Genomic DNA, 15,433 nt, shown 5'->3' on the forward strand with positions numbered 1-15,433 from the left:
TAGTTTTCTACAATACACTATTCCGTTACTTTTTATTTACAGCTCGTATATAGCATTGGATTATTTTTTACTAAAAAATTATCAAAATTGAATCACTAGATTACTTCAATCATCATCTTATTTTATTGCTTCAAGCCATTGAATAAGCTCTAATCGCCTAACTCTCCGTGCCTACTGATCTTTTTAAATATCTATTCTCATATATCGTCATAGCAAATGCCAAACCACACAAAATGACGAAGCCACAGGTCATTGGAATTAATGTACCGTTATATAACTGCCCAATAATAGAGGCTAAAATAAGTGACAATACAGACGAAGCTGCACCAATAATAGCCGATGCCATTCCAGCAACATGCCCCATGGGTTCCATGGCAATCGCGTTTAAATTGCCAAATAAAGTTCCAAATAACAAAAACAAAACGCAGGCATAAAGCATAAACATCCAGAAGCTTATAGCAACACCCAAGAGTTGAATTCCTAAAAAAATTAAAGAAATTACGCACAGGCCTAGAAAACCATAAATACAGATTGGACGCATGCCAAACTTCATCACAATTTTAGAGTTAGTAAAAGAAGCAATCCCCATTACACCAGCAAGTACAGCAAAATAAGCACTAAACTCTTGCCCTGTTTTACCAAACTGCTGCATAAAAATTTGTTGAGAAGTTCCCAAATAACCAATAAATCCGCCAAAGCAAAAACCAGCACATAAGAGATAACTCATGGTGGTTTTATTACTAACAACTTCTTTAAAACCTTCCTGAAATGCTTTTATACGCATAGGTAAACGATTTTCTGGAAGTAGCGTCTCTTCTAATCGTAAAGCGACCCATGCTCCTACAACTGTGGCATAGACCATATATAAAACAAAAATTTCACGCCAGCCAAAGAAATGAATAATAAGCTGCCCCAAACTTGGTGCAATTGCTGGAGCAACCATAAACACCATCATAATTAAAGACATGATGCGAGCCATTTGAGCTCCGCTGTATTTATCTCTAACAATTGAAATAGAAGCAACGTAAGGCCCTGAAACACCAATACCTTGAATAAAGCGTCCAACTAAAAACCACTCAAAACTTTGTGTGGAAAAACACAATAAACTTCCCAAAAAGTAAATGATGATCCCAGCAAATAAAATACGTTTACGCCCGATCGCATCGGATAGAGGCCCCGCAATGAGCTGTCCAATTGTCATTCCTGAAAAGATACCAATGATGACCCACTGCGACTGATTGTTATTTTTTAATTCAAAAATACGTCCAATCTCACCTAAAGCAGGCAAGACTGCATCGATAGAAAAAGAAACAATCGACATGAGCAATGCCATGAGCAATGCAAACTCACGAAAATGGATTTTTGATTTCATTTTTCTTCTCCACTATATTATTAATATTGTACTACACATAAATAAGCCACCTTACGGTGGCTTATTTCAATCTTTATATTAACCAATAAATTTACGAGCATTACGGAACATACGTAACCATGCACCGTCTTCAGTCCACTCTTCTGGACTCCAAGAATGCTGAATCGCACGGAAAGTACGCTCTGGGTGTGGCATCATAATTGTTGCACGACCATCTTTAGATGTTACACCAGTAATCGCTTCAGGCGAGCCATTCGGGTTCAATGGATAATGTTGAGTCGGGTTACCAAGGCTATCAACATAGCGTAATACAACTTGGTTAGCTGCGTTCAAGCTTGCAATGTTAGCTTCACTTGCGACAGCACGGCCTTCACCATGTGCAACAGCAATCGGTAAGATTGAACCTTCCATACCATCAAGCAATACAGAAACAGATTTTTCAACACGGACGTTTACGCTACGAGCTTCAAAAACTTCTGACATATTGCGGTGGAAACGCGGCCAGTGTTCAGCACCCGGAATAAGCGGCGCCAATTGAGACAACATTTGGCAACCATTACAGATACCTAAGCTGAAGGTATCTTCACGATGGAAGAACTGTTCAAACTGATCACGTAATTTAGCGTTGAACAATACTGATTTTGCCCAGCCACCACCAGCGCCCATTACGTCTCCGTAAGAGAAACCACCACAAGTCACCAAACCTTCAAAATCACTTAGGCTAACGCGACCAGCAAGTAAATCACTCATGTGCACATCAACAGTATTGAAACCAACCTTATCAAAGGCTGCTGCCATTTCAATATGACCATTTACACCTTGTTCACGCAAGATCGCCATATTAGGACGACGTGTATTAATGAACGGCGCTTCAATAGGTTCATTCAAGTCGAATGTTGGTTTAGCAATCAAACCTTGGTGTGCATTATCAGTAATTAACGAAAATTCTTGATCAGCAGTTTCTACGTTATCACGTAGACGTTGGATTTGATGAGATACCTCAGACCAAGCTTTTTGTAATTCAGCACGAGCTAAAGTTAAACCATTTACAGATAATTGATCTGAGTTATTTACACGACCAACTACAGCAATTGCATCTTTTAAGCTAGAAGAAGCGATTTCTGCTTGTAAAGCTTCCCAGTCAGTTGCTTTGATTTGAAGTACTGCACCGATTTCTTCTGCAAATAAGCTTGCAGTTGACTGATTTTCTAAAGCAACACCTAAGCGTGCAGCGAACATCATTTCAGCTACAGAAGCAAGTAAACCACCATCACCGATGTCATGGTAAGCCTGAATCAAACCGCGGTTGTTCCAGTCTTGGATTAAAGCAAAGAACGCTTTGAAATCATCAAAACTATCAACGTCTGGAGTGATCGAACCAATTGCTTTGTAAACTTGAGCAAGAATCGAACCACCTAGACGGAACTGACCTTTAGATAAATCAATACGTACAAGTACAGAATCTTCTAAATTTTTAAGTTCAGGTGTTAATGTTTTACGAACATCAGTCACTGGTGCAAATGCTGTGATTACGCCAGTCATTGGAGAGGTTACGGCTTTATCTTCACTACCGTCATTCCAAGTCGTACGCATTGAAAGTGAGTCTTTACCTACAGGAATCGCAATTCCTAGTGCAGGACACATTTCCATACCAATTGCTTTCACGCCTTCAAACAATGCTTGATCTTCGCCTTTTTGACCAGCAGCAGCCATCCAGTTTGCAGAAAGTTTGATATCGCTAATTTGTTCAATGTTTGCACATGCAATATTGGTAATTGCTTCAGCAACTGCCAAACGTGCAGATGCAGCTGGATTTAACAATGCAACTGGTGGACGTTCGCCCATTGCCATTGCTTCACCAGTGAAACCTTGCAAACTTGTTGTTGTTACTGCTGCATCTGCAACAGGAACCTGCCAACGACCAACCATTTGATCACGCGCAACCATACCTGTAATTGAACGGTCACCAATTGTGATCAAGAATGACTTAGACGCAACTGTAGGGTTTTTCAATACACGGAAAATCGCATCGTTCAAATCAACTTTTGAAGCGTCGAACTCATCGCCACTACGTTCAATAGTTTCATAAGAACGTTGCATGCGTGGCGTACCACCAAGCATTACCTGCATTGGGATATCAACTGCATCATTTTGGAACAATGGATCTTCAACTGTTAAGTGACGCGCTTCAGTTGCTTCACCCAACACAGCAAACGGACAACGTTCACGTGCACAGATTGCTTCGAACTGTTCCAAAGATTCTGGACGAATAGCAAGAACGTAACGCTCTTGTGCTTCATTTGACCAGATTTCCATTGGGCTCATGCCCGGTTCTAATGAAGGAATCTTACGAAGGTTAAGAACTGCACCTAACTCATGGTCATTCACAAGTTCAGGCATAGCGTTTGATAAACCACCTGCACCAACGTCGTGTACAGAAACGATTGGGTTGAAGTCTTCTAAACGCCAGCAAGTATCGATCACTTCTTGACAACGGCGTTCCATTTCTGGGTTTTCACGTTGTACAGAAGCAAAATCAAGGCTTTCACCCATTGTACCGCTATCTACAGAAGATGCTGCACCGCCACCAAGACCGATTAACATTGCAGGGCCACCCAATACAATGAGTAAGTCACCTGGTTGAATCGCATCTTTTTCTACATGGTCAGGACGGATGTTGCCGTAACCACCAGCAATCATGATTGGCTTATGGAAACCTTTCACTTCACCATTTACATTCTGTTCGAAAGTACGGAAATAACCATTTAATGCAGGACGACCGAATTCATTGTTAAATGCCGCGCCGCCTAATGGACCTTCAATCATGATTTGTAATGGCGATGCCATACGTGAAGGTTTACCGTAATTTTCTTCCCAAGGTTGTTCAAAACCAGGAATGTTTAAGTTTGAAACTGTAAAACCTGTTAAACCAGCTTTTGGTTTACCACCACGACCAGTTGCGCCTTCATCACGGATTTCACCGCCTGAACCAGTTGCAGCACCAGCAAATGGAGAAATTGCTGTTGGGTGGTTATGGGTTTCAACCTTCATTAAAATATGAGCAGCTTGGCTCTTATATTTATAAATAAAGTGACCATTTTCATCCGCTTTCGGATAAAAACGCATCGTGTCATAACCCACAATCACTGAAGCATTATCTTTATATGCCGATAACACATCAGTTGGAGATTCTTTATAAGTGTTTTTAATCATTTGGAACAATGACAATGGTTGTTTTTCACCATCAATTGTCCATTCAGAACCAAAGATTTTATGACGACAGTGCTCAGAGTTTGCTTGTGCAAACATCATCAACTCGATGTCATTTGGATTACGACCAAGTCGAGTGAACGCTTCTGTTAAATAATCAATTTCTTGTTCAGATAATGCAAAACCGAACTCATTATTCGCTTTAACCAAAGCTTCTTTGCCTTGACCTAAGATATCAATTGAATTTAATGGTTTTGGAGCAGTTTCTGAAAATAATGCTTTTGCATCATCAATTTGAGCAAAAACTGTTTCTGTCATACGGTCATGAAGTACTTGTTTAACTTCATTAGAAATTTCAGTAACACCTTTTAACGTGAATAAAAGACCACGTTCTAAACGATGTACTGGTGTATTACAGTTTTTGAAAATATCAGTTGCTTTAGAAGACCAAGGTGAAATAGTACCCACACGTGGTGTCACTAAAATCTGAATCTCATCACTTGCAGATTGACGAAGTTCAAAAGACTCGCCGTCATTCAATAATTGCAAAGCAGATTGATGTTGCTGCTCGTTGAGCGCTTGATCAAACAAATAGACCCATTGGCTGTCAAAAGATTGAACAGAACTAATTGACGATAAACGTGTTAATAGTTGAGCTTTCTTAAAAGAAGAATGTGCTGCTGCACCGGCCACGATAAACATGTTGATTTTGGCTCCACGGGCAGGTCTTGTGAACCTTACCGCAATGTGACTTTAGAGAGAGCGCATATTCTACTGCTTCTTGCTAAAATCAGCTAGATGTAGAATCAGTATTCTGTAACCTAATTCTGCAAGAAGTGATTAGTTTTTTGTTCAAAATCATTTTTTTAGGCATTCTAGCTAAAAATAAATTGTTTCATGTTTATTCAATAACATAATAAAACCTGAACTAAGACAAACTATGTCGCACCATGCTAGTGCTTTTAACTTTTTTTTGGCATGATCAGGTTTTACAGTTTTGAATAATGATAAATGGAACAAATGCGTTGGTTAGAGCTGCTTTCTGCAGTTCGTTTAGGTAGTAAAAAAAGCAGTACAGAACTGGCTCGTAGCCCATTCCATAAAGATTATGACCGCATTATATTTTCTCAAAGTTTTCGTCAGCTAAACCGTAAGACACAAGTTCACCCACTCGCACAGCATGATGGCATTCATACTCGCCTCACCCACTCGCTTGAAGTTTCCTGTATTGGACGCTCAATGGGTATGCTCGCAGCAGAAAAAATAAAAAATGAATTACCCGTCTGGATTTCTCCTGCCGATGTCGGTGCAATTATTCAGGCAGCCTGTCTGGCCCACGACATTGGCAACCCACCTTTCGGACATGCGGGTGAATATGCGATTCGTGAATGGTTTGACGATGCCTCACATGATGATTTCTTGAAAAAACTAAGTCCCGAAGAAGAAGCCGATGTTCGTCAGTTTGAGGGTAATGCCCAAGGTTTACGTTTATTGAGCCGTATTGATTATCATCCAAATGATGGAGGTATGCGTTTAACCTATGCAACCTTAGGGGCTTATTTAAAGTATCCATGGCTTTCAAAAACCATTGCTTCACAAGGTGATCGCCCTTCCCATCAGCGAGCAAAGTTTGGTTGTTATCAGTCTGAAAAAGAAATTTTAAAACAGATTGCTGAACAACTCGGGCTTATTCAGTTAGGTGAATATCATTATTGTCGTCACCCATTGACCTACTTGTTAGAAGCCGCTGACGACATTTGCTATGCCTTAATTGACTTAGAAGATGGCATTATCTTAAATATGCTGAGTTACCAAGAAGTTGAGCCAATTTTCTTAAACCTCATTGCCGATTATGGTCAGCCTGAAGAATTGTCACACCCAGACAGTACGTGGCAACAAAAAATTTCAGCATTGCGTGGCCGTGTAATGAAACGGCTTGTGGATGAAGTCACCACAGCTTTTGCTAAACATCATTATGAAATTATTACCGGTCAGCTTAAAGGCAACCTTTTACAATATTGCTCACCCGATATTGCAATTGGTATCGAAACAGCTAAAAATCTGGCGCGTGATAAAATTTTTGAACACCCACAAAAGTCTGGTTTAGAAATTATTGCGCATCAAAGTTTGCAAACAATTTTGGATGCCTTTGTACCTTTGACCACGCCACATAAATCTTTGAGCTTTAAAGAACAACGTTTAATGTCTATCCTTAATCTGTATGGTGCTAACTTTAGCAATAATCACTACAGTAATATCATGCAAGTACTCGATATTATCAGTAAGTTCTCAGATCATCAGGCTTATAGCTTGGCTCAAGAGTTACAAGGTAATAAAATTGGCTTGTTTTAAGCTGGCTTGATATAGAAAGAAATAAAACCTGTGTCGTTTTCAATGAATGTTAGAACGACCAGATTTACAGTTATGAATAAGTGAAATACTCTATGATCGGATGTTTAATTGGCGAAGTGTTTGCCCTAGAAGCCCCTACTGTCTTACTGAATGTAAATGGTGTGGGTTATGAAATTGATACGCCACTTTCAACATTTTGCCAATTACAAAAAGGCCAAAAAGTTACGTTATGGACGCATTTGGTTGTCCGTGAAGATGCTCAACAGCTCTACGGTTTCAGTGATGCTCAAGAAAAAATAATTTTCCGCACCTTATTAAAAGTAAATGGTGTCGGCCCGAAAATGGCATTAGGGATTCTATCGACGTTAAGCGTTGAGCTACTAGTGCACACGATTGAACATGACGATATCAACACGTTGGTCAAAGTTCCAGGTGTTGGTAAAAAAACTGCTGAACGTTTAATGATTGAACTTCGTGATCGTTTCAAAACGTTGGCTCAAGGAACTTCTTCTTCGGCTACCCTGCCTCAAATTCAGTTTGCTGCAAACTCACCTGTGGCAGAAGCAGAAGCAGCTTTGCAATCTTTAGGTTACAAGCCCCTTGAGGCACAAAAAGCTGTTGCTGCTGTTAAAGCCGATTACACCGAATCAGCCGATATTATTCGCGCTGCTCTAAAATCAATGATGAAGTAAAACACTTATGCAAGACCGTTTAATCAGTGGAGCAGAAAAACCAGAAGATCATTTTGATCGGGCGATTCGACCAACTTCACTTGCCGACTATATTGGGCAACCTGTAGTACGCGAACAAATGGAAATTTTCATTGGCGCTGCTCGCGGTCGTGGTGAAGCACTCGATCACACGCTGATTTTTGGTCCACCCGGCTTGGGTAAAACCACACTTGCCAACATTATTGCGCGTGAAATGGGCGGTAATCTTAAATCTACTTCGGGGCCAGTTTTGGAGCGTGCGGGCGACTTAGCTGCAATGCTTACAAACCTTGAAGAAGGCGATGTCTTGTTCATTGACGAAATTCACCGTCTTTCTCCAGTTATTGAAGAAATTCTCTATCCAGCGATGGAAGATTACCAACTGGATATCATGATTGGTGAAGGTCCTGCTGCTCGCTCAATCAAACTGGATTTACCACCTTTTACACTCGTCGCTGCGACTACACGTGCGGGCTTGCTTACCTCGCCACTACGTGACCGTTTCGGTATTGTACAACGTCTTGAGTTTTACTCTGTAGAAGACCTCACTCATATTGTGTCACGCTCTGCAAACTTAATGAATGTGCCAATTACAGTTGAGGGTGCAGAAGAAGTTGCACGTCGTGCACGTGGAACACCTCGTATTGCCAATCGTCTATTACGTCGTGTGCGTGACTATGCACAAGTAAAAGGTACAGGTGAAGTGACCCATGACATGGCGCAACGTGCTCTTGATATGCTCAATGTTGATAAGGCAGGCTTAGACACCCTAGACCGACGTTATTTGAGCATGCTATTAGAGCGCTTTGATGGTGGTCCTGCTGGAGTTGAAGCGCTAGCAGCAGCAATGGCTGAAGATAGCGGTACGCTTGAAGATGTAATTGAACCTTATTTGATTCAACAAGGTTATGTAATGCGTACTGCTCGAGGTCGTATTGCTACCAATCAATCTTATTTACAGTTTGGACTGACACCACCAGAGCCTAAAAACTAACCAAAGGAAGAGAAATTTCTCTTCCTTTTTAATCTTAGTATTCTTTTTTTAAATAAAATAATAATTGCCTTATCAATTAATTAAACCCTCTATACCTTTTAAGTCTTTCTTTATACCTTATTGATTTTTTAATATTTTTCAAAACTGAATTATAAGAAATCTACATATTAAATCTTATGAACAATAATATTTTTAGGATAAGGACATGCATAAGAAAGCCGCTTTATTTTTTCCACTCGCCTTCATGGCTCAGCTAAGCCTAGCAGACTGGGTCAACGATGCTACTCAACAAAATGAAAATCAGGTTATTCAGCTAAGACAAAACATTCACCAACACCCTGAACTGGGCAATATGGAATTTAAAACCTCTGCCCTTGTTCAAAAAGAATTGAAATCTTATGGCATTCAGGTCAAAACAGGCTATGCGAAAACAGGTGTAATTGGAATTTTAAAAGGCAACAAACCGGGGCCTATTATCGCACTTCGAGCCGATATGGATGCTTTACCCGTGGAAGAAAAAAGCGGTGTTCCCTTTGCCAGTAAACAAAAAGCAATTTATCAAGGTAAAGAAACTTATGTAATGCATGCCTGTGGACATGATGCGCACACTGCAATGTTATTAGGCGCGGCAAAAATTTTAGCTGCCAATAAAGATAAAATATCGGGCACAGTTGTTTTTGTTTTTCAACCTGCGGAAGAAGGCGGCGCAGATATAGATAACTTCACTCAGGGTGATCAAATCGGTTCGCGAAAAATGATCGCAGATGGTGCTTTTAAAGACTATAAACCAGAAGCTATTTTTGGAATGCATGTTATGGCGGGCATGAAAAGTGGTCACCTTTACTATAAAGACGGTGCCATTTTAAATAGTGCAGATCACTTACGTATTCAAGTTAATGGTAAACAAGTGCATGGTTCTACACCTTGGTTAGGCAAAGATCCAATTTATGCATCTGCACTCATGATTAATAATTTGCAAAGCCTTATTAGCCGAAGAACAGATCTGACCCAAGGTATGGGCGTGGTCAGTATTGGTAATATTCAAGGTGGTACAGCAGGAAATGTGATTCCCGAACAGGTCAATATGATCGGTACTATTCGCTCTAATAACGAACAAATAAGAAATAACATCTTAAAAAGTTTACCGGTCATGATTGAGCATAACGCTCAAGCCAATGACGTAACTGCGAAAGTTGAAATTGCGCCTTATGCACCCGTGACCATGAACGATAAAACCCTTACGCAACTTATTCAGCCAACATTAGCTAAAGTTGCTGGAGAGTTAAAACTTCATGTTTTAGACCATAATGCGAGCGCAAGTGAAGATTTTGCTTATTATGGCAAATTAATGCCTTCATTCTTTGTTTTCTTAGGTGCAACACCAGAAAGTCAGGACTTAAGTCGGGCTGCACCGAATCATAATCCTTATTTTATTGTCGATGACAAGGCCTTAAAAACTGGGACTGAGTTACATGTAAGATTCGTATTAGATTATCCGAATATATCAAAACAAGTTCAAACAACATGGAAACCATCATAATTTAAAAGCACGCTACCCATAATATGTAATGTTTTTAGACCAGAAATACAGCAATCGCAATTGAAAGGTTGTGCCATAGGACTTAGTATGCAATCTGCTAAACTGCCCCGTATTTAAAGCATATACGTGACTTCGAATAAACTGATGTTTTATTCAGCAGTCATATTTTAGATACAAAGCTCTATAGTGAACTAAAACGGAATCCTCTCATGGCGAATCATTTTGAATTCAACATTCGTGTTTATATTGAAGATACGGACGCAGGCGGTATTGTTTACCATGCCAACCACATTCGCTATATGGAACGTACCCGTACTGAATGGCTCCGTGCTTCTGGCGTTGATCATTACTGGCATCAAAAAGACTACAACTTTGTCGTACACAAAATTGACGTAAAATACATGCGTCCTATTTTAATGGATGATTTAATTACTGTTACAGCACGTGTAGTTTCATGTAAAGCTGCGTCATTTGTGTTGCAACAAAATATTTATCGTGGTGAAATCTTGCTTGCTTCTGGCGAGGTTGAGTTGGCATGTTTAAGCAAAGAACTTGTAGCTCGTCGTCTTCCAGAAGAAATACGTGATCTTATTCGTAAAGAATTGGAACAAGACTAAAAAAACAACCGGCATATGTAACTATGGCAACAAACATTGAATCAACCCTGCATATTTCTGACCTTATTTTACAGGCTAGTCCAGTCGTTCAGTTGGTCATGCTAATTTTATTGTTAGCATCAATCTTTAGTTGGTATCTGATTGCCAAGTTACATATGAGTTATAAAAAAGCACATCAAGAAGATGAACATTTCCAGAAAATGTTCTGGTCAGGTGCTGAACTCAATACGCTTTACAACAATGCTCAACTCAACTCAAAACGCTCAGGCCTTGAAGATATTTTTTATCAAGGATTGAGTGAATTTTTTAAACTTAAAAAACGCCAGGCCCCTGTTTCACAAACTATCGAAGGAACTGAACGTATTTTACGTGTAGGTTTGAGTCGTGATCAAAGCCATTTGGAATATGGCTTAGGTAGTTTAGCAAGTATTGGCTCTGTAGCTCCTTACATCGGTCTATTCGGTACCGTTTGGGGTATTATGAATGCCTTTATCGGTTTAGCCGCTGTTGATCAAGTTACTCTAGCAACTGTTGCACCAGGTATTGCCGAAGCACTTATTGCAACCGCAATTGGTTTATTTGCTGCAATTCCTGCTGTATTGGCTTTTAACCATTTCACTTCTAAAAGCGAAAGTGTTTACTCTGATCGTGCTTTATTTGCTGAAGAGATGATTGCCTTATTGCAACGTCAGTCTGTGGGTTCATCACAGGAAGATGCATAATGGCAATTCAGCGTTCAGGGCGCTTTGCGCGTATAAAAAAACCACTAAAAAGTGATATGAACGTCGTACCCTATATTGACGTTATGCTCGTACTTTTGGTTATTTTCATGGTGACTGCTCCCATGATTACTAGCGGGATTAAAGTCGATTTACCTCAGGCAAATAATCGCCCAATTGAATCAAAAGATATGCCAGCCATGGTAACAATTGGTAAAGATGGCAATATTTATCTGCAGTATCAAGATTACAAAGATAGTGAGCCATTATCTCGTGAAAAACTTGAAGCAGTTTTAAGCGATGCTCAAAAACAAGCTGAACAAGAAAATAAACAACTCACAGTTTTAGTGAATGGTGATAAGTCTCGTCCTTACGGAGAAGTCGTGTCATTGATGGCAAGTTTACAAGAAGCAGGTTTAACCCAAGTTGGCCTTCTGACAGAGCCTTTAAAATAAGCTATGAACAACGATCAAAAGCCTCCTTTTAAACAAAATGCAATTGCATTGAGCTTCACACTTGGAGTTCATGCAATTGCCATTGTTGGCTTGCTTTTTTTAGGCTTAAGTAAACCACCTGAACAGCCCAAAAAGCTGACTACTATTTTAGTTAAGCCAGAAGATTTGCCACCACCTTTAGCAAAAGAGGTTGAGCAACCAACTACATCAGAAAATCAGGCTGAAGAAGTTCTAAGCCCAATTGTAGATAAAACTCTTCCTCAAAATCTTCCTGCAGTGCCTCCTCCTCTTCCTGTAGTACCTCCCCCTCTTCCTTCAGCACAACAACTTGTTGCTCAAAAGCAAAAAGCTGAGCAGGCGCAACAAGCAAAATTAGCTGAAGAAAAACGTAAAGCTGATGAAGCAGCTAAAGCTAAACAAGCTGCTGAACAGCGTAAAGCTGAAGAAGCTCAAGCACAAAAGCAACGTGCTGAGGCTGAATCTAAAGCGAAATCTGAAGCCGAACAAAAACGTAAAGCCGAGCAAAATGCAAAAGTAGATGAAGCTGCCAAAGCTAAACAAGCTGCTGAACAACGTAAAACTGCTGAAGAGGCTAAACGCAAAGCTGAAACAGACGCAAAGCTGAAACATGAGGCTCAAAAAGCCGAAAATGCTAAACTTCAAGCACAGCAAGATGCTAAACGCAAAGCTGAAGCCGATGCAAAAGCTAGACATGAACGAAATGAAGCCCATAAAGTAGCTGAAGAGGCTAAGCGTAAAGCTGAAGCCGACTCAAAAGCTAAACATGAAAAAAATGAAGCTCGTAAAGCTGCTGAAGAGGCTAAACGCAAAGCTGAGGCTGATGCGAAGGCTAAGCAGCAAAAAGCCGCAGAAGATGCTAAGCGTAAAGCTGACGCTGATTCAAAAGCTAAGCATCAAAAAGCGGCTGAAGATGCTAAGCATAAAGCTGAAGCCGATGCAAAAGCCAAGCATCAAAAAGCAACTGAGGATGCTAAACGTAAAGCTGAGGCTGAGGCTAAAGCCAAAAAGCAAAAAGCGGCTGAAGATGCTAAGCATAAAGCTGAAGCTGATGCGAAGGCTAAACAGCAAAAAGCCGCAGAAGATGCTAGACGTAAAGCTGATGCTGAGGCCGAAGAAAAAGCTGCATCTGCCAAAAAAGCCCAAGAAGAAGCTGCTCAGAAAAAGGGTGAAGCTAAAAAAATTGCCTCTTCTGCAAAACGTGATTTTGAGCAGAAAATTAAAAACTCTTGGGATATACCAGCAGGAACATCGGGTCAAAAAGCAACTGCCCGTGTCACCCTCAGTGATAGTGGAGCTGTATTATCAGTTGTTGTTAGCTCTAGTAATCCAGATGTTAAAGCCAGTGTTGAAGCAGCTATTCGCTCTGCTGCACCTTATCCAATGCCATCAGATCCAGATGCGCGTCGTGAGGCCAGATCTTTCAGTTCAACGTTTACTGCTAAATAATTATATTGTTACATGCTTTAAATAGTTTAAGGCATGTAACTATGTTACAAAATCCACAGTCACAAAATGCCTTCAATGACTTTAAACCTATGAAAACGAGCCGCAAACACCTTCTATCCTTAGCGCTACTTACAGCATTAAGTCCCCTTGTGCCTACAACTGCCTTTGCTCAATTACATTTAGAAATTGCAAAAGCACCTGATCAAGCGCCTAAAATCGCTATTGTTCCTTTTAATAACGACAATGGACTTTATCCTATTGTCGAAAATGACTTAAATCGTTCAGGACGTTTCACAAGTTCATCCAAAAACCTACCTGCAAATGCTGCTATTAACCAGATTCAAGCATCTGATTGGCAAGCTGCTGGTATTCCTTATGTAGTGACTGGACAAATTAAACAAACAGCTACAGGTTTTGAAATTCATTACCAACTTTATGATGTACAAAAGCAGCAATACATTTTAAATGAACTTTTAAATGTGCCAGCTTCACGCATACGTCAAGCTGGCCATATGGTAAGTGATGCTATTTATCAAGCACTCACTGGTATCCCAGGCGATTTTAGTGGCCGTATTGCGTATGTACTCAGAAATCCGGCAACACCTGCAGAACGTTATACTTTACAAATTGCAGATACGGATGGTGAACAACCAAAAACCGTTCTATCTTCACGAGACCCGATTCTTTCTCCAGCATGGACTCCTGATGCTAAAAAAATTGCTTATGTTTCTTTTGAAACCAAACGACCAGCAATTTATTTACAGGATCTTTCTACCGGAACACGTGAAGTACTCACTAGCTTTAAAGGCCTAAATGGTGCACCAAGCTTTTCACCAGATGGGAAATCAATGCTATTTACAGCATCGATGAATGGTAACCCTGAAATTTACCAAATGGATTTATCAACCCGCCAACTCAAACGTATGACAAATGACTCGGCAATTGATACTGAAGCACGTTACACGCCAGATGGAAAATCTTTTATTTTTACTTCTGATCGTGGAGGTTCTCCTCAAATTTATCGCTATGACTTTGGGGATGGTTCGGTAAAACGCTTAACATTTAAAGGGTCATTTAATGCTCGTGGCACCCTAAGTGCCGACGGTAAAAAAATCGCGCTTGTGCATCGACCAAGTGGTAGTGACTATAAAGTTGCTATTCAAGATTTCAGTACAGGCATTATCAATATTCTTACCCCAACCAGTTTAGATGAATCACCAAGTTTCTCCCCAAATGGACAAATGGTGGTTTATGCAACTCGTGAAGGGAACCGTGGTTTACTGTCAATCATGTCCACTGATGGCCGTTTCCGTATGAATTTACCAAGTGAACAAGGTGAAGTACGTGAACCAGCTTGGGCGCCTAAATAACTTTTTATTCCATTGATGGAGATGATGATGAAATCAATCAAATATTTGGCTTTTCCTCTACTGAGTGTAGCGGTTATTATGACAGGCTGTGCAAGCCGTAAGCCAGCAACCACCGCGACTGCTGGTGCTGGAACTACAAATCCGAGCACAGTAAATACGACAGGTTTAAGTGAAGATGCTGCATTAAATGCCCAAAATTTGGCAGGTGCTTCATCAAAAGGTGTAACACAAGCAAATAAAGCAGCTTTAGCTAAACGAGTTGTTCATTTTAATTATGACAGCAGTGACTTATCTACTGAAGACTATCAAACACTTCAAGCTCATGCTCAGTTCCTCATGGCAAATGCAAACTCAAAAGTTGCATTAACTGGTCATACAGATGAACGTGGTACACGTGAGTACAATATGGCTTTAGGTGAGCGTCGTGCAAAAGCTGTTCAAAGCTACCTTATTACAAATGGCGTAAATCCACAGCAACTTGAAGCTGTAAGCTACGGTAAAGAATCTCCAGTTAATCCAGGTCATGACGAATCGGCTTGGAAAGAAAACCGCCGCGTTGAAATTAACTATGAGGCAGTTCCTCCTCTATTAAAATAAAATAGGCTTAAAAAAATAAACGCCCACACA

Annotated in this window: 12 protein-coding genes; 10 read left to right on the forward strand and 2 right to left on the reverse strand. The window is 40.3% G+C overall.

From position 1 onward, the window contains the following. Window positions 1-157: 157 nt before the first annotated feature. Both I5515_RS03345 and purL read right to left on the reverse strand, forming a co-directional pair. Window positions 158-1,372: a multidrug effflux MFS transporter gene (locus I5515_RS03345; RefSeq protein ID WP_199964741.1), complete on the reverse strand. Its 1,215-nt coding sequence runs from the start codon at window positions 1,370-1,372 to the stop codon at window positions 158-160. Window positions 1,373-1,450: 78 nt separating this feature from the next. Further along, window positions 1,451-5,284: a phosphoribosylformylglycinamidine synthase gene (purL, locus tag I5515_RS03350; protein ID WP_199964742.1), complete on the reverse strand. Its 3,834-nt coding sequence runs from the start codon at window positions 5,282-5,284 to the stop codon at window positions 1,451-1,453. Window positions 5,285-5,593: 309 nt separating this feature from the next. On the opposite strand from purL, the gene I5515_RS03355 reads away from it, so the two are divergent. From I5515_RS03355 to pal, 10 genes are all read left to right on the forward strand, one after another. After that, window positions 5,594-6,934 (forward strand): deoxyguanosinetriphosphate triphosphohydrolase, encoded by a 1,341-nt coding sequence (locus I5515_RS03355; RefSeq protein WP_003650236.1) that lies wholly within the window; start codon window positions 5,594-5,596, stop codon window positions 6,932-6,934. A 92-nt stretch (window positions 6,935-7,026) separates the two neighbouring features. Next, the gene (gene ruvA / locus I5515_RS03360; RefSeq protein ID WP_092706557.1) at window positions 7,027-7,626 is read left to right on the forward strand and encodes a Holliday junction branch migration protein RuvA; all 600 of its coding nucleotides are present in this window, start codon (window positions 7,027-7,029) and stop codon (window positions 7,624-7,626) included. 7 nt (window positions 7,627-7,633) lie between these two features. Beyond that, the gene (gene ruvB, locus I5515_RS03365; protein WP_005038860.1) at window positions 7,634-8,638 is read left to right on the forward strand and encodes a Holliday junction branch migration DNA helicase RuvB; all 1,005 of its coding nucleotides are present in this window, start codon (window positions 7,634-7,636) and stop codon (window positions 8,636-8,638) included. Window positions 8,639-8,843: 205 nt separating this feature from the next. Next, window positions 8,844-10,178: a M20 family metallopeptidase gene (locus I5515_RS03370; protein ID WP_199964743.1), complete on the forward strand. Its 1,335-nt coding sequence runs from the start codon at window positions 8,844-8,846 to the stop codon at window positions 10,176-10,178. A 209-nt stretch (window positions 10,179-10,387) separates the two neighbouring features. Next, window positions 10,388-10,795: a tol-pal system-associated acyl-CoA thioesterase gene (ybgC, locus tag I5515_RS03375; protein ID WP_004699892.1), complete on the forward strand. Its 408-nt coding sequence runs from the start codon at window positions 10,388-10,390 to the stop codon at window positions 10,793-10,795. 23 nt (window positions 10,796-10,818) lie between these two features. Next, a complete protein-coding gene (gene tolQ, locus I5515_RS03380; RefSeq protein ID WP_003650232.1) occupies window positions 10,819-11,517 on the forward strand; it encodes a protein TolQ in 699 nt (232 codons plus the stop codon). Next, on the forward strand, window positions 11,517-11,969 hold the full coding sequence (tolR, locus tag I5515_RS03385; RefSeq protein WP_199964744.1) for a protein TolR: 453 nt from the start codon (window positions 11,517-11,519) through the stop codon (window positions 11,967-11,969). Before tolQ ends, tolR begins: the two co-directional genes overlap by 1 nt. Before the next feature lie 3 nt (window positions 11,970-11,972). Next, entirely contained in the window at window positions 11,973-13,436 is a 1,464-nt protein-coding gene (gene tolA / locus I5515_RS03390) for a cell envelope integrity protein TolA (protein ID WP_199964745.1), read from the forward strand. An 89-nt stretch (window positions 13,437-13,525) separates the two neighbouring features. Continuing rightward, entirely contained in the window at window positions 13,526-14,806 is a 1,281-nt protein-coding gene (tolB, locus tag I5515_RS03395) for a Tol-Pal system beta propeller repeat protein TolB (RefSeq protein ID WP_199964861.1), read from the forward strand. Between the two features lie 27 nt (window positions 14,807-14,833). Then, window positions 14,834-15,403 carry a peptidoglycan-associated lipoprotein Pal gene (pal, locus tag I5515_RS03400; RefSeq protein WP_199964746.1) on the forward strand — a complete coding sequence of 190 codons (570 nt, stop codon included), beginning with the start codon at window positions 14,834-14,836 and terminating at the stop codon, window positions 15,401-15,403. Window positions 15,404-15,433: the final 30 nt, after the last annotated feature.

The organism is Acinetobacter calcoaceticus, from assembly GCF_016508255.1.
GTDB lineage: Bacteria > Pseudomonadota > Gammaproteobacteria > Pseudomonadales > Moraxellaceae > Acinetobacter > Acinetobacter calcoaceticus_E.